Source organism: Campylobacter coli LMG 9860 (assembly GCF_000254135.1).
GTDB lineage: Bacteria > Campylobacterota > Campylobacteria > Campylobacterales > Campylobacteraceae > Campylobacter_D > Campylobacter_D coli.
The window spans coordinates 1-17,530 of record NZ_AINS01000018.1 but is presented as its reverse complement, the minus strand read 5'-3'; the positions used below and the strand labels follow the sequence as shown (position 1 = coordinate 17,530).

The following is a 17,530-nucleotide window of genomic DNA, read 5'->3' as shown; positions in this document are numbered from 1 at the left end:
GCTTTTTTTTTGGCTATTAAGTTGGGTATGCGGGAGGAAATCACACCTAAAAAGGAGTCCACAATGGATTTTCTAAATACATTCATTGCGGTTACCGCAGTGTTAATCACACTTTTTAGAGAAGAGATAAGAAAAATATTCTTTAAATCTAAAAAGTAGCTAACCGCCTTCTGTAAAGCCCTACTCCAAAGACTTACCACCTTTGGAGTAGTTTTTATTTTGAACATACCATATCCTTACTTGCTTCATCAAGTGCTGATAATTGTGCTAAAGCTTCACCCATATCATTGATTTTTCCACAATCATGCTTTAAAGTTTCATTTTTTCCATTAACAGGGCATTTAGTCCAATTGTTAGTGCATTCTCTTATCTCACTTTGATATACTGTAGTATTGTTTGTTGAGTTTTCTCTATTAGTTCCATCGTTGAAAGCTGAAGTATCTTCTTTGGCTACATTCACTTCGCAAAACTTAGCATCTACATCAGGAGTAGCTTGCATATCGCCCGCAACATTTTTTCCACTCGTAGTATCTATGTAAGAAAAATCTATTTTTGAACTGCCTTTTGAATATTTAGCACTTTGATCAATCGATACTGAACTATTTGAAACCTTATTATTGAAGTTTTCATCTTTAGGTACTGTATTATCCGTTCCTTTGTGGAAAACAGAATAAACACTGTTTTCATTGTTTGATTGTGAAGCCGCTAATTCTTGTCCTAAACCTTCTAAATTACTCGATGAATCAATATTAACTGCTTGTCCATAATTATCACATACGGAATAGTCCTGTCCTCTATAACTTAAGGCGCTGCCTACTTTAGTAGTCTTAGAAAGAACAAGTTGAGTTTTTGCAGATAATGCTGAGTAGATAGGACCTGCAATATCAGAAAGAATTTTATCTCTATTTTTTGCCGCTGCAGAACCACAAGAACTATTAATACAGTAGCATCCATTTAAATTATCAATTGTAGTTTTAACAAGATTAATATTATCGCCATAGTTATACTGAAAATACTCACAATTATTCCATGAGTTTTTATCACACTTAACAACGCCATTGGTGCATATTCCGCTAACATTATCAAAACTCCAAATCTTATCTACTTTGCCATCAACATTTTTATCAAATTTAATTTTAATATTGATATCGCTTGTACCTGTGTAATCTATATTTAAAAATTCTCCACTCTTAGATTCATCGCAAGTCATTTGTACATTAGCTTTTTGTTTTCCATCGACTGTTCTAATTTCACCTCCATTTGTGAGTGAATTAATAGCCGCATCAGCATTTGACTTGAAATAATTATTTAACTGTGAACCAAAACTATTGCCTTCAGCAGCAGCATTATTTGCAGCTTGTAAAAAGTTACAAACTACAAAAATTAAAAAAAGATATTTTCTCATGCTTTCTCCTATCTACCTGTTCCATAATTGAATATATCGCTAACTCCATAGAAATTCGAAATGATTTTTCTAATTGAATCAACTTGCTGATTATCTCTAATAATAGCTTGTGCATTTTCACTAAGTAGAGCTCTTGTAGTTTCTTGCACTTTAGCAACAGCTGCATTGAATTTAGCAAGATCATCTTTATGATCGCTTGAAAATTTAGGATCTAAGCCTTGTACGGTATTGATATTTGTTATAAACTCATTAAAAAGCTCATTAACAAAAGCATCTACCATTAAAAGCGCCACAAATTCGTAAACGGCATCCCCATTAAGTCCTGTTGATGCTTCAATATTTAAAATATCGGCAACAGGCAAAGGTGCAGCATTAATTAAGTTTTTATCCGCATCATCTAAAGAAGTTTTTGCCTTGATTTTTGTAACGATAGCTTTAAATTTTTCAATTAATAAAGAGCGAATATCTTTATCTATGGTTACTTTTGTTTCTTTTCCTACAGGTTCTTGATACAAACCATTTTCATCTTTGTTGATCGTATAAGCTGTAAATTCAAGCGTTATAGATTTATTTTCACCATTTTTATTCCATAGCGCTTCAATGAATTTGTCTGTATTTAAAGTAGGACCTATTAACATAACTTTTTCAGGATCACTCATTTTCTTATTAGTGATAGAAGTGCTTTTTTCAGTATAAGCTACCAAATCACCAAAAACACCCCTTAAAATATCTTCATATTGATTTTCTCCAAAAGCATCAGCAAAAAAACTTGCTTTACCTTTTTCAATTATTTTTTGAATAATTGATCCTTGTTTTAAAATTTTAGCTGCATTTGTTTCACCGCTTTTATCAGGAGTTGTTCCATTTACAAAAGCATTTGCTTCTTTAGCAAAATTTTGTACCGTTTGAGCTGTTCCTTCCATGCCTTTAGCAAAAGAAGTTAACCAACTATCGTTTTGTCCACTTTCCGTATTAGAACTGAGCATTTTTCCAAATTTATTAGTCCAATTTGTTGTCATTTGGCAAGTATCGAAGTTCATACTATTAATAGCATTTGCTATTTTTTCAAGCTCATCCATAATGGTTTGACAATCTTTACAAAGCGTAGAAAGTGCCATTTGAAAAGCATAGGCAGGCGCAGCTGAAGCAATCTTTTTGAGTTTTTCAACCAAATACTCAAAATTAAGATAAGAAAATCCACCAAAGATCATATCAATACCACTACACCCCACATTAAAACTTGGCGCAGTTACTGAATAAGGGCGTATAGTTTCACCACCACCCCATCTAATTCTTGAACTACCACCACTAATAAAACCTGAAACCTGAGATTTATAATAACCTGAATTTTCAGAAGTGATAGAACTGCCTAAATTGTTTTGAATAAAGCTTGATAAATTTGCATTTAAAGCGCTTGGCAACAAAAATGCACATGCAATAGCAGAAATTATGACCCTCTTTTTTAAAATGCCCATATAGAAACTCCTTTAATATCTTTTCTATCTACAAAGCCCCAATACCTACTATCAAAGCTTCTAGGATGTGTTCCCATTACAAAAAATTTATCTTTTGGTATAACTCCGTTAAATATAAATTGTTCTACTTTATTTCCATCCTTATCTGTTTTTTGAGCAATACCCAAAAAAACATTGTCACAATAATATTTCAAATCTTTCACACTTAATGCTTGTCCTTCTTTACATCTTACATATTTTCCAAAGTTAGAATTTTTATCAAAATATCTTGTTTGCACAGGTAAAGAAAAATAAATTAAAGAATCTTTTAAATCTCCTTGAAACTTTTTTTGATATATGAAAACATCTTTATCGATGCTTTTGGTATGAATTACGCCTATTCCATAAAATTGAGATAAAGCTGAAACAACTATATTTCCAATAATAAAAGCAATTAGAACAAATAAAGCTTTATTAATAAGCGTTCTAATTTGATTTTTACTTAGCTTCATTGCTTTTTGTCTTAGTATTGGCAAGTAAATCAATGGCTTCTCCTAAAGGTATTCCTTGATCGGTTAATTCTTTGATTTTAGCTTTATCTGTTGCATCGGTAGTAGTAAGATAGTAAAAATACTTATCCAATACTAAACGATAGGGCAATTTCACATCATCAGGAGTCATCAAAAAGAGTTCTGAATATTCTCCTTTTATAGTCCTAATAGAACGCAAAATTTCTTTATCAGTTTCACTTAGGGAAAACACTTCTGATTTAATTAACATATTAACAGAAGTTTCAGTTTGTTTCATAAAAATCTTATAGGCTGAGTTATTTACAATAACTGTTCCTGCACGACTTAATCCTCCATCTTTAGCATTATAGATATCATCAAAACCTTGAGTTGCAATAATTGCAGAAGCGCCATATTTTCTAGCACGGCGATAAGCTTGTTCGATGAAGTCATCCATTTTTGGATTTTTTCCTAAGAAACGGTGTGCCTCATCAATGATGATTTGAATTCTTGATTTTCTATCTGTACTCATATACATAAGCTGATTAATATGATAGATTAAAAGCATGATAAGCGGATCTTTTAAATCATCATACCCTTCAAGCCCTTTAAATTCAGTTACAATAAATTCTTTTTCTATATTAAACTCACAAGGACCATTAAAATATTTGCCATAAATTCCTTCTTTACAGAAAGGGCGTAATTGATCTGCAAAATCTCTAAAGCGTTGATCATCTACTTTGGCAAGTTCATCTCTAATATCTGTAACTTCCATAGTATTGCCTTTTGATAAAAAAAGCTCCTCCATAATTGCTTGTGTTTTAGCTTTAATAAGTCTTTCATCTTCTAAGGCTCTATCTTGATTTTTAGAACTTCCCAACATATAAATCAACCTTGATAGATATTCCAAATCCTCTGCGAAAGAATCTCTATCATTATTTTTTAAGCCGCTAAAAGGGTTAAAGCTGATAGGTTTTGAAGGATCAAGCGCAAGATATTGCCCTCCTACCGCATCACAAATATTAATAAAAGAGTTATCCTGATCGATAATGAAAATTCTATCATTTCTAGCATAAGAATTAAAAGCAAGCATATTCAATAGCACTGATTTTCCAACACCTGAAGTAGCAACCAAATAAGCATTATAATTTGAACTTGAAACAAACAAATCAAGTCCTGCAATTTGCGCTCTTCTTGAAAATAAAATCAAATTTGGAATATTAAGTTTAAAATCTGCTTCTAAAGGAATGAATTGTGAAATTTGATCAGGAAACATAGAACGATATTTTACAGTAATATCAAACATATATTCTTTATTAATCCCCATAGGTAAAGAAGCAATAAGATTAAGTTGATGAATTCCTAAAGCTTCATCAAGCACAATAGCTTTACTACCGCCTTTATTCCAATAAGAAATAATAGTGCTTGCATTTAAAGAAGCTTCATTATAATTATCACCACTAACTATAACATTCAAATCAAAAGCATAAAGCTTTTCTTTTTGATTATCTATTCTTTCAAGTATAGAAACGCTTTCTTTTCTGGCTGCTGCAAACTGTCTAAAAATATTTTCACTCCATTTTTGTGTCAAAAGCATAGAATGATTATCTTTTACTCGTGCGGTTTTTTTCTTAGATAAAGCACAAACAGAAGCAGTAATTAAAAAAGTATCTTTGAATTGATTATTATCCAAAGCCCTACTAATATAATCACCTAATTTTTCCCCAAAATCACCAATATGTGCTTCTTGCGGAAATGATTGTGGTGTTAAACTAATAAAACTTCTACCATCTATTTTTAATTCATCATCTTTAATTAAAATCTCTGTTGTAGGCATAATAACTTGTCTATTAAGATAGCAAGTCCTATCATAATTTGGAATATTATTAATATCATGATTACCATTAAAAAGCTCGTAAAGCATAGGTTTTAAAACCTCAGGCTCAGCTACAACAGGTGAAAAATTATTTGAAGTAAGAATATTTTTCAAAATATGTTTATAAGAAATTACATCTTCTTCGCTATTAGATTTTATAGAAACTAAAAGATAGTAATTTTTTAATCTTGTAGTCATAGAACTTGAAATACCTTCTTTGGTTTTGGAATAATAAAACTCTTCCATATTTTTAATTGCCTTAAACAAAAGCTCATTATTTTCTCTATCAGCTCTTTCTAGGTGCATGTATTTCCAGTACTCAACTATATCTTTGATATTTTTACTTCCAAAAAGTGTAAATTGTATAAACATATTTTCAGGCAATTTGCCTAGCATTTCTTCAACAGCAACAGCAGTAGATTCACCCATTCTAATTCTTGGAGAACACAAAAAAACTGTTCCAAAAGAATTATCATTATTAATATAATATTCTTTTTGAGAATCGTAGCTCATATAAGGTAAAAAGTCTGAAAATTTATATCTTTGCATGCAAGCGTTCCACACATTAGTCTGCAAAGAAGTAATCTTCTTTACAGACTGATTAATACCTAATTTTTCGTTAATAAAATCACTTAAACTCATTTTGTACCTACATCATTCATATCAAAAATTCTTTCACTTGAATCCTGTTTGCTTCTTGGGTCGCTAAGAACAAACTCGCCTTCTTTGATTTTTAGCCAACTTTCACTATAGCCGTGATAAATACCATCATCGCTTACATAAGGAAAAACAACCATTTGTGCAAATAAAGGTTGTCTAAACAAAGGCATATTATTTGGCAACTTCACCATGTTTTCTTTTACTGCACTTTGTTGATTGCTTTGTGCAAAAGAAGGTGAATTCTTAAGCAATCCACGAATAAGTTCATCTTCATCTTGTTTGTCTAAATCCGTATATTTCATACCACCATCAACAAGTAATTTTAATTGAGCATCAACACTTGGTTCTTTAGTGATTTGTTGTTTACTTGCACATGCTGTAAAAAGTAGCGTTGCGCATAAAATTAATATAGATTTTTTATTCATTTTTTACTCCTAAATGAAACAGCACTTGCATCAATATACATCCAATCTTCGATCTTATACCATGCGTTGCCATTTTGTTCTGTAACGCCTTTAATGATAATTCTTTTGCCTTTAGCTACATTACCCACTACCCTAGATGAGATTGAAGGTTTAGAATAGTATTTTGCATCTTTAATGGCTTGTCCTAAAACTATTTTTCTACCTTTTTTAAACTCATCTTTTACCCTTGATAAAAATACAAAAGCGTTTTGATCTAAAGGTTTAGGATTTATAACCGAAGCGTTTTGTTCAGGTTTTGGAATGCCTAATTTTTCCTCTAAAACTGCTACTCTTTTTTCAAGTTCTTGATTTTCTCTATAAAGTTTCAAAACAGCTTTTTTCAATAACAAGTTATTATCATATTCGCTTGTTTGAGCTTCTTTAGCGCTTAGGTTTGTTAAAGAAAAAGCCAAAGCTAAACTTACTAAACTAATCTTTTGTAACGATGCTTTTATGTACATAAGTTCCATCCTTTAATTTAATCCATCCGCCTTGCTCATACAAAGCTTCTAATTCTTCGCCTTGGTTAGCCACCCTTAAAACAAGAGCTTTGCAAGAAGGCATTTCTCTAATATTTGCGTGATAAACACAAACTTTAACCTTGCCATTAATTTGAGTGATTTTTGAATCCGAACTTACAGAACAATCTATAGCAGGCTCATTAGTAACTTGTGAATTTTTATCAATACCATTTGTATTTGTATTTGCAGTTGAAAGATTTTGTTCAGCATTAGATTTCGTAAAATTTATATCTAAAGTATTGACTGAGCTTGCATTACCTTCTTTATTTGTAAGATTTGCATCTTTTATTCCGCTTTCGTTATTGTCATAGATTTTAATGCCATCATAAAGTTTATTAATATTGGTTTCTTTATTGGCATTATTTTTTATCTTGCTATCATTTTTAGATGCAGATTTATTAGAATGTTTTAAATGAGTATTTTTACCATTTTTTGTATTCTTATTTGTTTGCGAATTTGCTTTTTTAGTTTGATTTTTCAAATCTTTTCGAATTGCCTTGCTTTCTTTATCATTTTCACTGATTAAAGCGACATCAGCTTTATTGCTTGCCTCTTCTTCGCTTAAGTAATATCTAAAAATAGTAGGCGTTTCATTTTGAATTTTACGAATTTCTACAGATTCAACCATTTCTTGAAGCTTTAAGGTTCTAAAACTATCTCTTGCTTCTTGTTCAGCTTTAGTTTTTGCTTCAGCTTTTACCTCAGGATGTTTTTGCTCATATTCTCTATCTGTTTTTTTTCTAAGCTCATCCATATCAGAACTAAGATCATACACTTCAGTCACCGAGCCACACATTCCGTTATCTTTTCCTTTTTCACAAGAAAAGTTTTCTTTATAAGGCAACATAGAGCAAGCTCCTAAAAAGATAGAGGCAGCTAAAGATAATGTAATTACACCGTTTTTAATCATTGCTTATCCTTATCTAAATAAGAATTGATTTTTTGCATATTTGCTCCATCAATTACATCAATGATTTTTTTCTTTTTTTTATCCACTACTAAAAGTTTTGGAGTACCCATAATATTTAGCTTTTCACCTAATTCTCTCATATTTTTAAGAGTTTGCTCAGCCTGTGGAGTAATTTTTACTTCTAAATCTTTTTGAGTTTCTCTAAGTTTAATTAGAGCTTCTTTGAAATCAGGCGCAGATAAAATTTCTTTACTCCATTGTTCAGCATGAGGGTGAATACTTAAAGGAAAGAAATTTACATAAACACTAACATCTTTTTTGATAAAAAGCTCTTCTACTCTTGCGCAAAACGGACATTCAGGATCGGTAAAAAGAACAAACTCATACTTTTTAGAACCCTTTCCAAAATCTACTTTTTTAGCGTATTGTGTGACTTCTTTTAAATTTAAGTCTTTAGCTTGTTTAGCGCTAACTTCGCTTTGCCAAGCATCTCTATCATTGGCTGTTAAACTTACACCTGTATTTGTATAAAGTTCTCCGATAAATATTACCCTTTTAAAAGGATTAACATATAAGATATTTCCATTATCCAAATAAGCCTTATAAAATCCATCAATTTGACTTCTTTCTACTTTAGCTATTTTTGTTGAAGGAATAACACCTTTAACCAATGATTCTTCTTGTTGTTCAATAAGAGTTTGAGCATGAAGTAAGCTTGCTAAAGCTAAAGAGCCTAAAATTATTTTAGAAAAGATTTTCATGTATTTTTCTCCTTATTTTTTATTGTTATTTTTCTTTGCGCTATCTTGTTGTTGTTCTTCTAAGGTTTTTAACTCCAAAGTAGCTGTGGTGATAATGTTAATTTCTCTACCTGCTGCAATCTCAATTACAGGGGAAACTTGATCTGCCATTTTTAGATAAAAATCTGCAAGTTTTTCGGCACTTTTTGAAAGCCCTTTAAATGCACCTGCTTGCAAAGTAGCGCTCGCACTCATATCACTATTTGTTGTTGTAGTTCCACCAAAACCGTTTTGAGTTACGATTTGATTTTGATTAGCAAAACCTTCTCCTACGCCTTGTAAAAAACCTGCAATTAAAGTCCTAGCAAGCAAAGCTCCTTGCTTGGTAACTACCTCACCACGCAAGCCTAATTTACCATCTTCACCGGTTGCAGCACCCTTCATTGCCATGTCAATTTTTTGTCCTTTGTTAGTAACACAAGAAATATTATTAACTCTAATATATGCTCTTTCACTTGTTAAATCCCCATATCCTTCGCCCATTAAAAAACATTCATTAATATCATAACCCCATCGATTTGGTAAAATAGAAAGATCAGTAACTTTCATGAGTACAGGCAATGGCTCAGTTTTTGCTTGAGTCATCGTAGGGGCATCCATACCTGAGAGTAAAACAGCCTTTACAATCGAGCCTGTAGGAATGACATGCCTAGTCGACTTTTTTTCTACTTTTTCCTTTTCTTCAGGTTTAGCAATGTTTGTAAAAGAAAGAGAATCTTGAATCGGTGTATATCTTGTTTGTGTAACCTCATTTAATTCAGGAACATCACCAAAATGTGTTAAGCCATAATCACTTGGTTTTTGTGTATTTGCTGCATTTTTATTTGGTTGAGGAAAATTCTTATATAAATCTTCTTCTTTATTATTTGGAGTGTCTTCTAAAACAGTTGCAGGAGTACTTTCCATAGCTTTTTTCTGCGCTTCTTGCATATTTTTTAAATTTAATTCATAATTTCTTTTATTTGCATCATTTTCTTTTTTCATATCGGTGACAATTTTTTTAAGATCACTTACTTGTTTTGAAAGTTCTTTATTACGAGTATCTAAGTTATCCACTCTTTTTTTAGCTAAAGTAAGATCATCACTTGCTTCACCTACCCACCTTGTTTTAGCCATAGGATCATCTTGAACAAGATTAAAATTGCCTACTTTTTCTTTAGATTCTTTTTTATCGCCACCGCCTACTAAAAAAAGTAAAGCTCCTGTAATCACAAAAATACCTGTAAAAATTAAAACCTTGTTTTTATTTTGAGTTTTCTGTGCATCGATAGGACTTTTATCATTGCTAAAAAACTTTATAAAAGGATTTTTCATTTTGACATCCCCCCATCAAATACACCGCCATTTGTATTTCTTCCGCCTTTAGTAATGATTATAATTTGTGCTTTAGAATAAGGTAATAAATGATTTACTTCATTGTTGTAATAAATACTTATAGCCTTTGGAGCTTCTTTTGCAATAGAAATATAATCTTTAGGATTTAGTCTTATTGCCTTATCAGTTTTGTTTTCAACTTCAAGTAAAGTTGCTTTATAAAGCAGACCATCATAATTAGTTAGCTCTCTTGTGGTTAAGGTTTTGTCGCTTGAAGCAACTTTATTAATCTTTTTAATCTTATATCCTTGTGGAACTCCACCTTTTAAAATACTCTCAGTTATTTTTGCCATAGTGGACATATAAGGATCATCACTTTCATATTTTAAAATTTCATCTTTTTGTGCGCTAAAATCATTAATAATTACAGTTTCAGCATCCATATTTTTAGGATTTAATGCAAAAGAATAGGTTCTATTTGCAGTCACAAAAAAAACTTCAGAACCTTTTGCTTTATCATAAACAATTTCAGGTTCACCCACAGGCTCATATCTATCTTTTCCTACACTTCTAACTTGTTCTTTTTGGATAGGTAGGAATTTAATGAAAGCTTGATTTCCTGAGATCTTAATATCTATACCTTTTTCTTTAGAGTATGCTACATCTAAAATTTGAGTAGGTAGTACAATTCGATTAACACTGCTATTTGAAACATTAATATTGATAATATCGCTCGAAGGATTATCAATAACATTAATAGCAAATAAGCTAGTGCTTAAAGTCAAAGCCGATAATATTACTTTTTTCAATTTTTCTCCTTGTTATTCTTTTCTTCTTCTATAGAAAGATCGTTGAGAATAAATCTTCCTTGTTCGATAATATAATTAATTTTCAAAACACTTTGAGATGAGCGAACCACCTTATCGGATATAATATCTTTAACCACTCCAAATACTTTAATTTGTCCTTTTGTATCCGCATCAATAGCAGAAACAAAGAAAGTGCGACTAATTGCGTTATCAATAATATAATTCATTTGCTCCAAAAGTTTTGTTTTTACTTCTTGATAAAATTTTGGATCTACAAGTGTAAGCAAGTTGTCTATATTATTTCTTGCATTTTCTTTGGTAATATTTAAAAGGTTAAAAGATATGAATTGTCCCATTTCATGCAAATATCCTTTCGAAACCTGATTTCCCGCAATCCAAAATTCCTGATTAACAATTTTTGGCGGCATAAATACAACTTTTTGCGAGTCTGTTCTTGCAAGAATTACCCAAATAAGCACTAAAATAACAAAGGATAAAATAAGCGTTACAATACGGAAGGTAATATTTTCAAATATATATTTATCCATCTGATTTTTATATTTATCAAATAACATTTTCTAAGCTCCTAAAAAATATCTCATATACGAAGGAGGCAAAGTTTTAGGTTGTCTTAAACCTAGCATATAAATGATATGAAAGAAAAAACCTTTTACTCTTGACTTTTTTAACTTCTCATAATATTTTGCAGCTACAACCCCAAAAGTAATAATTATTCCATAGGCAACAAGACCTTTAGCAAACATAATTGCAGTAGCTATAAATATACAAAATATAGCTAAAGTATCAACTTCCCAATTACCAAACATAGGTTTTGTATCTATAAATTTATTTATTTCAACATAACCATTTTCAGTTTTTGCCAAAATTAACTCCTTTTTTATATTTATTGAAATTTCATTAAAAAATCTCAAGAAAAATAAAAAAGGGTTTTTATACCCTTTTTATTAAAATGTAGCAGAATTGATAGTTTCAATGATCGTACTTCCCTGAGTAACAAGTACTGCAAAACCTAGCATTAAGAAAAATTGCAAAATTGAACCTGCAAAAGCTCTCCAAACGCCAACACAAAAAAGTAGCAAGGCTATAATTCTTGAAACATAAGTATCATTTAACCAACCACTTACAATATCCCAAAGCCCTTTTGCACCAATACTATCAGTATTTCCTGCAAAAGCACTTGTAATGAAAAACCCTAGAAGTAAAGCTAGGAGAAAAAAATTCTTTTTCATAAAAACCTCACAATTTGGACTTGTGTAGCTCTTAGCCCAGATTGGAGCTTCTTTTATATACTTAAAACAGGATATATTTTTATATAATATATCTTATTTTAAACTTAAATAACTAAACTTATTATATTAAAAAAAGTTTAATTATAATTATGTATATTAAAAAAAGTTATGCTATTATAAGTATTTTTAATTTATTTAAAGCTTAAAAAACATTGTTATTTATTTTTTTTTAAAAAATATTATATATAATAAAATTATAAAAAAAAATTTAATTTTAAAAATAACGATGGATAATTTAGAAAATAAAATAGAACATTTAGAACTCGGATACAAAAAACAAAATAGCACTTGTAGTATTCAAGAAATAAGACTACCTGTGTTTGCACCTATTAAAAGGTATACTCCATCATCAGCTATTTATAAAGATTTTCTAAAAAATAAAAGAACTCGCACTATTAATACACAGTGGGGGAATGTCACTATAAGAGGCTCTTTACTCACACAAATTCATAAGGATATACTCGATCTTATTATTTTAAATAATACAAAAATTCAAATATTAAAAGATCAAAGAATTAGCGTTGATTTTTGTATTAGCAATGTGCTTAAAAGCTATGGCGATGCAGGCTTTAATTATAAATGGTTTAAAAATATTTTAGAAGATATAATGGGAGCCGTAATTAAAATTAAATTAGAAAACCAAACCGAATTTTATTTTCATATTATTTCCGCCATGGGATATAATGAAAAGGGTGATTTTGGGGGTATTATTTTAAGCAAAGAATATTTAGACTTCTACCAAAAAACTATCGCTATAAATTACAATAAAGAAATACAATCTATTGTTTTAATTGAAAATTCTTTAGTAAAATCCATTATCCGTTTTTTTCTAAGTCACAATCAAATCAATATAACTCTTGAAAATCTTTTAATTGCTTTAGGGCTAGAAATCAATACAAAAGATCGTTATTTTAGAAAAATAAAACAAGAAATTAAGGTAAGTAAAAATATTTTTTCTAATTTTAAAATTGAATTTAATGAAAACAAAAATACCTTTGAATATAAAGGAAATAATAGTGTCAATTTCTTGTTCGCAAACTAAAAATTCTCTCACTGAAGAGCAACAAGCTGTGGTTGATTTTAATATTGATGATATATTAATAGTGAATGCTTACGCAGGCACAGGAAAAACCTCTACTCTAGTGCAATTTTGTGAAGCAAGAAAAGATTTTAAAATTTTATATCTATCTTATAACTCTTCCATGCGAAAAGAAGCTGAGACTAAATTCAAACACTTAAAAAATGTAGAAGTTAAAACCATGCACTCTCTTGCATATGTAGAGTTAGAAGTTCAAAAAAAATATAAAGATAGATTGGGAAGCTTAAGAGCTATAGATTTATTTGATTTTATAGGAGATTTAAAAGAAGATGTTAGAAGTTTTTATGCAACTGCTATTTTAAAAGCTGTTCGATATTTTTGTAATAGCAATCTTGAGCCAAAAGAATTTTTAAAAGAAATAGCAAAAGAGCCTTCTAAATATGAAATTAGTCCAAAAATGGATTTATCTTATATTTCAAAAAAAACAGAAAAATTGTGGAATGATTTACAAAGTCAAGATTGCGCTCTTGTCTATGAACACGATTTTTATTTGAAATCCTATCAACTTTCAAAGCCAAAATTAGAATATGATTTTATATTAGTAGATGAAGCACAAGATATTAATGCTTGTGTTATTGATATTGTGCTTAACCAAAAGCAAGCTAAAAAAGTTTTTATAGGAGATACATTCCAAAGCATTTATAAATTCAGAGGTGCTGTAAATTCCTTAGAAGTATTAGCATCTATGCCAAAATCTCATATTTTGTATCTAACTCAAAGCTTTAGATGCCCACAAAGCATAGCTACTATTGCCAATTCTTATTTGGGAATTTTAAATGCCCCAAGAGATTTTAAAGGAACGCTAAAATCAAGAAAGGGAAATAATGAAAATGAAGCAAAAACTATAATATGCAGAACTAATGCTAAACTATTTGATATAGCAGTAGAAAATTTGAATAAAAAATTATTTTTTGTAGGAGGGGTGAATAGTTATAGTTTTGATGAGTTATTAGACATACAAAACCTTCTTTTTAAAAAACACAAATATATCAAAAATCAGTTTATTGCAAAATTTGCCGACTTAAAAGAACTTCTTGAATATATCAACGAAACTAAAGAGGTTGACTTAAAACAAAAAATATTTGTTCTTTTTAAATATGTGCATAGCGATATTATAAAGCTTATCAAAGATATTGAAAAAAGCTGTGTTAAAAAACAAGAACAAGCTGATTTGGTATTAAGCACAGGACACAAAAGCAAAGGTTTAGAGTGGAATAATGTTGAAATTATTGATGATTTTTTAAACATCAAGCAAGAACTTGAAGAAAGAGAACAAATTACCATAGCAAAAGAAGAATTAAATCTTTTGTATGTGGCAGTTACAAGAGCTAAAAATTCTTTAAACATTAACAAAGATTATTTGCTTGAAAAAGATTTTATAGAAAAAAATTTAGAAAGGATAACAATAGAATGAAAATAATTAAAAAACTACAAGAAGATGGAAGCTTTAAAGAGCAGACTTATTATTCTGTCGATGAAGTTGCAAAAATGCACTCTGTAACTCATACAACAGTTCGTATATGGATCTCAAGAGGTGTTCTAAAAAGCCTCAAATTAGGAAAAGGTTATTACATATCAAAAGAAACTATTCTTAATTTTCAAAAAACAGATAGTTTATCATAAAAAAATTTAAGGAGAAAAAATGGGCAGTACGGTAAAAGATAAGCATGTTGAAATGAGAGATTTTTTGTTTAATAAATATAAAAAAATGACCTTCAGTAGAAAAGAATGTGCTGAAATTCTTGGTGTATCTTTACAGACTTTAGATAGATTAACAAAAAATAAAAAAATAGAATCAATGAATATAACTCGTTTTGTAATATTTTCTATTGAAGAAATAGCTAAAATTCTCTCTGGAAGCAAGCAAATGAAGTGAATTAGTAAAAACTAGAGCAAATTTCATATAAAAAGCATAATACTATCTTTACATTCGGTATTTTTGTTGCAATATCACTTAATTTTAGTAGTAAAATATCGCCGTGAAGTAATCGATGATAAAATTTGTGCTAGGTTAAAAGAGATTTTTGAGTATATTGCTAAAAATGACAATTACTCACTAGAACTAATAGAATTTAACCACGACAAAGACCATTTGCATATACTTTTTAAGGCTAAACCAAAAAGCGAACTTCTAAAATTCATTAACGCCTATAAGTCAGCTTCAAGTCGTTTGATTAAAAAAGAATTTCCACATTTAAAGCAGTATTTGTGGAAGCAATACTTTTGGAGTGGAAGTTATTTTTTGGCTACGACAGGCGGAGTTACACTTGATATTTTAAAACAATATGTAGAAAATCAAGGCATAGAAGATAATAGAGTAAAAAAACAATACAAAAACACAAAGCGTAAAAGGCTCTTAAATGCAAATAACTAAAGGCTTTAAGTATCGTATATATCCAAATTTAGAGCAACAAAAACTTTTAAATCATCAATTTTTCATTTATAATCAAGCCTATAATATCATTTTAGATTTGCAAAAAAAGCAAATGCAAATAAACAAAAATTTAGATAAATCACAAAGAACTTATTTAACTGCCGTGCAATTAGATAACAAAGTAAAAGAGATTTTAAGGCAAAGGGAGTTAGCGTTTAAGAGTGTCGTTACTCAACAAGCTAGAATAAATCTTTTAAGAGCTTTAAAAGATAAAACAAAAGGCTTTCCTAAATTTAAAAACTCCAAATTTGCCAAACAAAGCTTTAATTGGAATAATCAAGGTTATCAAATCAAAGATAGTAATAATCCAAAATTTAAAATATTTCATCTTATGAAATTGCCTTTAAAGATGCGTTATCACAAAGATTTGCCACAAAATTATAAGCTAAATCAAATCACAATCTCAAAGTCTCATAATAAATACTTTGTCTCATTTAGTATAACTTATGAAAATCCTAGTGTTTCTTTAATATCTAGCCAAAATTTAGATATTAAAAAAGCAGTAGGAATTGATTTAAATATCAATGAAATTGCTTTAAGCAGTGGCAGACTTATTAAAACTAATTCAAAGCTAATAAGCAAAGCCAAATATGATAATGCCTTTAAAAGACTCCAAAGAAAGCAATCAAGGAGAGTTTTAAGAGCTAAAAAAGAAAAGGTAAAATTAGGTGCAAATTTCTTTAAAACTCAAATTGAACTAAATAGAATTTACGAAAAAGCTAGTAATATCAAAAAAGATTTACAGCATAAAATTACAAGTCAAATAGTAAATGATTTTGATTTGATAGCAGTTGAAGCATTGCAAACCAAAAATATGACAAAAAGAGCCAAGCTAAAAAATGTAAAAGTAAAAAGTGGTTTGAATAAATCAATACTAGATACTTCATTCTATCAATTTTTAAGCTTTTTAGAATACAAAACTTCGCATAACGGCAAAATATTTACTAAAATACCACCACAATACACAAGTAAAACTTGTAGCAAATGTGGAAGCATAAAAGCTGATTTAAGACTTAGTGATAGAATCTATATTTGCAAAGAGTGTGGCAATGAAATGCACAGAGATATAAACGCAAGTATAAATATCTTAAATCGTGCCTTAGAGTCGTTTGAGCTAGGAATTAACTCGTTAGACTATAAACAACAAGCCCTTTGTGTTAGCTAAGGTTACTTGGCTTTAATTGGGAAGCACTCGCTTCTATAAGCGAGTGTGATTCACGTGTGTGGAGTGTGTCATTCAGTAAAATAGTTAAATTTTTTATGTAAAAAATAATAAATTTTTACTTTTTAAAAAGTATATGTTAAAGTATATGTTTTTTTAAGATATATACTTTAGAATAAAGTTTTTAGGTGTTTTAACTATAAATTATAGTCCTGCTAAATCCACCATTACTTTAATTATTTCATATATAATCCAAAAACAAATCAAACTTATTCAATTAACAAATAATATTTTAAACAAATACTTTACTTATTTAACACTCCAAATCTAAAGTAGAATTTAATCTCTTTTTTTAAAAATTCTTTATGATAAAAATTTAATGATACATAACAACAATTAAAACTTCAATATAAAGTTTTCTAAAACAAAGCCACACTCATTGCAAAACTTAAACAAAACCCTGATGAAAAATTGCAGACTGTAAAAACCACTCAAAAAATCAAAATCACTTATTATAGATTAAAATAACATATCTACTCATTACTTAGCAATCAAAGAATAATGCAACAGGTAAAAATGGATAAATTTATAAAAGATGCAGGTTGTATTAAAAAAACTTGAAGTAAATCAAACTCAGACGCTCTTAAATAGAAATAAAATAATGCTAAAATATTTTGTTTCTATATCAAATCAAGGAGAAGAACAATGAAACATTTTATTTTTAGTGGGTTAATTGGTTGAGGCGCTTTGGCTTTTTTAGCAGGTTGTGGAGATGAAGCAAAAACAAGCGATTATTATAAAGC

Annotated in this window: 20 protein-coding genes; 6 read left to right on the top strand and 14 right to left on the bottom strand. The window is 29.5% G+C overall.

The features are described 5' to 3' along the window. The 14 genes from CCO88_RS10880 to CCO88_RS03145 form a co-directional block, all read right to left on the bottom strand. Positions 1-227 (bottom strand): hypothetical protein (locus CCO88_RS10880; RefSeq protein WP_002839376.1); only part of this gene is annotated, 227 nt, incomplete at its 3' end. Further along, the gene (locus CCO88_RS03205; RefSeq protein ID WP_002839374.1) at positions 215-1,405 is read right to left on the bottom strand and encodes a hypothetical protein; all 1,191 of its coding nucleotides are present in this window, start codon (positions 1,403-1,405) and stop codon (positions 215-217) included. The genes CCO88_RS03205 and CCO88_RS10880, both read right to left, overlap by 13 nt. Before the next feature lie 8 nt (positions 1,406-1,413). Beyond that, a complete protein-coding gene (locus tag CCO88_RS03200) occupies positions 1,414-2,880 on the bottom strand; it encodes a conjugal transfer protein TraH (RefSeq protein ID WP_002839372.1) in 1,467 nt (488 codons plus the stop codon). Beyond that, entirely contained in the window at positions 2,868-3,371 is a 504-nt protein-coding gene (locus CCO88_RS03195; protein WP_223208701.1) for a S26 family signal peptidase, read from the bottom strand. Before CCO88_RS03195 ends, CCO88_RS03200 begins: the two co-directional genes overlap by 13 nt. Beyond that, on the bottom strand, positions 3,358-5,886 hold the full coding sequence (locus tag CCO88_RS03190) for a TraC family protein (protein WP_002839368.1): 2,529 nt from the start codon (positions 5,884-5,886) through the stop codon (positions 3,358-3,360). The genes CCO88_RS03195 and CCO88_RS03190 overlap by 14 nt, the downstream gene beginning before the upstream one ends. Then, the gene (locus CCO88_RS03185) at positions 5,883-6,329 is read right to left on the bottom strand and encodes a hypothetical protein (RefSeq protein ID WP_002839366.1); all 447 of its coding nucleotides are present in this window, start codon (positions 6,327-6,329) and stop codon (positions 5,883-5,885) included. Before CCO88_RS03185 ends, CCO88_RS03190 begins: the two co-directional genes overlap by 4 nt. Continuing rightward, on the bottom strand, positions 6,326-6,829 hold the full coding sequence (locus CCO88_RS03180; protein WP_002814426.1) for an SH3 domain-containing protein: 504 nt from the start codon (positions 6,827-6,829) through the stop codon (positions 6,326-6,328). The genes CCO88_RS03185 and CCO88_RS03180 overlap by 4 nt, the downstream gene beginning before the upstream one ends. After that, positions 6,798-7,799, bottom strand: coding sequence for an SH3 domain-containing protein (locus tag CCO88_RS03175; protein WP_002839364.1), 1,002 nt, complete (start codon positions 7,797-7,799; stop codon positions 6,798-6,800). The genes CCO88_RS03180 and CCO88_RS03175 overlap by 32 nt, the downstream gene beginning before the upstream one ends. After that, a complete protein-coding gene (locus CCO88_RS03170) occupies positions 7,796-8,560 on the bottom strand; it encodes a DsbC family protein (RefSeq protein ID WP_002793369.1) in 765 nt (254 codons plus the stop codon). Before CCO88_RS03170 ends, CCO88_RS03175 begins: the two co-directional genes overlap by 4 nt. Before the next feature lie 12 nt (positions 8,561-8,572). Next, the gene (locus CCO88_RS03165; RefSeq protein ID WP_002839361.1) at positions 8,573-9,913 is read right to left on the bottom strand and encodes a TraB/TrbI/VirB10 family type IV secretion system protein; all 1,341 of its coding nucleotides are present in this window, start codon (positions 9,911-9,913) and stop codon (positions 8,573-8,575) included. Next, positions 9,910-10,722, bottom strand: coding sequence for a TraK domain-containing protein (locus tag CCO88_RS03160; protein ID WP_002793365.1), 813 nt, complete (start codon positions 10,720-10,722; stop codon positions 9,910-9,912). Before CCO88_RS03160 ends, CCO88_RS03165 begins: the two co-directional genes overlap by 4 nt. Continuing rightward, positions 10,719-11,297 (bottom strand): TraE/TraK family type IV conjugative transfer system protein, encoded by a 579-nt coding sequence (locus CCO88_RS03155; RefSeq protein WP_002793351.1) that lies wholly within the window; start codon positions 11,295-11,297, stop codon positions 10,719-10,721. Before CCO88_RS03155 ends, CCO88_RS03160 begins: the two co-directional genes overlap by 4 nt. Before the next feature lie 3 nt (positions 11,298-11,300). Beyond that, the gene (locus tag CCO88_RS03150) at positions 11,301-11,606 is read right to left on the bottom strand and encodes a type IV conjugative transfer system protein TraL (RefSeq protein ID WP_002814424.1); all 306 of its coding nucleotides are present in this window, start codon (positions 11,604-11,606) and stop codon (positions 11,301-11,303) included. Between the two features lie 81 nt (positions 11,607-11,687). Next, positions 11,688-11,972, bottom strand: coding sequence for a hypothetical protein (locus CCO88_RS03145; protein ID WP_002793349.1), 285 nt, complete (start codon positions 11,970-11,972; stop codon positions 11,688-11,690). Positions 11,973-12,258: 286 nt separating this feature from the next. Here CCO88_RS03145 and CCO88_RS03140 point away from each other — a divergent pair, with 286 nt between their 5' ends. The 6 genes from CCO88_RS03140 to CCO88_RS03115 are packed head-to-tail and all read left to right on the top strand — an operon-like array spanning position 12,259 to position 16,730. Then, a complete protein-coding gene (locus tag CCO88_RS03140) occupies positions 12,259-13,074 on the top strand; it encodes a hypothetical protein (protein WP_002839357.1) in 816 nt (271 codons plus the stop codon). Then, positions 13,049-14,545, top strand: a complete 1,497-nt coding sequence (locus tag CCO88_RS03135; protein WP_002839356.1) for a UvrD-helicase domain-containing protein — start codon at positions 13,049-13,051, stop codon at positions 14,543-14,545. Before CCO88_RS03140 ends, CCO88_RS03135 begins: the two co-directional genes overlap by 26 nt. Continuing rightward, positions 14,542-14,754: a helix-turn-helix domain-containing protein gene (locus CCO88_RS03130; RefSeq protein WP_002794878.1), complete on the top strand. Its 213-nt coding sequence runs from the start codon at positions 14,542-14,544 to the stop codon at positions 14,752-14,754. The genes CCO88_RS03135 and CCO88_RS03130 overlap by 4 nt, the downstream gene beginning before the upstream one ends. A gap of 19 nt (positions 14,755-14,773) precedes the next feature. Then, complete coding sequence (locus CCO88_RS03125) at positions 14,774-15,007, top strand: MerR family transcriptional regulator (protein WP_002801540.1); 234 nt, start codon at positions 14,774-14,776, stop codon at positions 15,005-15,007. A gap of 27 nt (positions 15,008-15,034) precedes the next feature. Further along, positions 15,035-15,505 (top strand): IS200/IS605 family transposase, encoded by a 471-nt coding sequence (tnpA, locus tag CCO88_RS03120; protein ID WP_079264562.1) that lies wholly within the window; start codon positions 15,035-15,037, stop codon positions 15,503-15,505. Then, positions 15,492-16,730, top strand: coding sequence for an RNA-guided endonuclease InsQ/TnpB family protein (locus tag CCO88_RS03115; RefSeq protein WP_002784330.1), 1,239 nt, complete (start codon positions 15,492-15,494; stop codon positions 16,728-16,730). Before tnpA ends, CCO88_RS03115 begins: the two co-directional genes overlap by 14 nt. Positions 16,731-17,530: the final 800 nt, after the last annotated feature.

Bases quoted from the DNA above. Each gene is read 5' to 3' on its own strand.
- CCO88_RS03115 (WP_002784330.1), top strand. From the start codon at position 15,492: ATGCAAATAACTAAAGGCTTTAAGTATCGTATATATCCAAATTTAGAG.
- CCO88_RS03165 (WP_002839361.1), bottom strand. From the start codon at position 9,913: ATGAAAAATCCTTTTATAAAGTTTTTTAGCAATGATAAAAGTCCTATC.
- CCO88_RS03185 (WP_002839366.1), bottom strand. From the start codon at position 6,329: ATGAATAAAAAATCTATATTAATTTTATGCGCAACGCTACTTTTTACA.
- CCO88_RS03155 (WP_002793351.1), bottom strand. From the start codon at position 11,297: ATGTTATTTGATAAATATAAAAATCAGATGGATAAATATATATTTGAA.
- CCO88_RS03190 (WP_002839368.1), bottom strand. From the start codon at position 5,886: ATGAGTTTAAGTGATTTTATTAACGAAAAATTAGGTATTAATCAGTCT.
- CCO88_RS03140 (WP_002839357.1), top strand. From the start codon at position 12,259: ATGGATAATTTAGAAAATAAAATAGAACATTTAGAACTCGGATACAAA.
- CCO88_RS03145 (WP_002793349.1), bottom strand. From the start codon at position 11,972: ATGAAAAAGAATTTTTTTCTCCTAGCTTTACTTCTAGGGTTTTTCATT.
- CCO88_RS03200 (WP_002839372.1), bottom strand. From the start codon at position 2,880: ATGGGCATTTTAAAAAAGAGGGTCATAATTTCTGCTATTGCATGTGCA.
- CCO88_RS03175 (WP_002839364.1), bottom strand. From the start codon at position 7,799: ATGATTAAAAACGGTGTAATTACATTATCTTTAGCTGCCTCTATCTTT.
- CCO88_RS03170 (WP_002793369.1), bottom strand. From the start codon at position 8,560: ATGAAAATCTTTTCTAAAATAATTTTAGGCTCTTTAGCTTTAGCAAGC.
- CCO88_RS03180 (WP_002814426.1), bottom strand. From the start codon at position 6,829: ATGTACATAAAAGCATCGTTACAAAAGATTAGTTTAGTAAGTTTAGCT.
- CCO88_RS03130 (WP_002794878.1), top strand. From the start codon at position 14,542: ATGAAAATAATTAAAAAACTACAAGAAGATGGAAGCTTTAAAGAGCAG.
- CCO88_RS03125 (WP_002801540.1), top strand. From the start codon at position 14,774: ATGGGCAGTACGGTAAAAGATAAGCATGTTGAAATGAGAGATTTTTTG.
- CCO88_RS03195 (WP_223208701.1), bottom strand. From the start codon at position 3,371: ATGAAGCTAAGTAAAAATCAAATTAGAACGCTTATTAATAAAGCTTTA.
- CCO88_RS03205 (WP_002839374.1), bottom strand. From the start codon at position 1,405: ATGAGAAAATATCTTTTTTTAATTTTTGTAGTTTGTAACTTTTTACAA.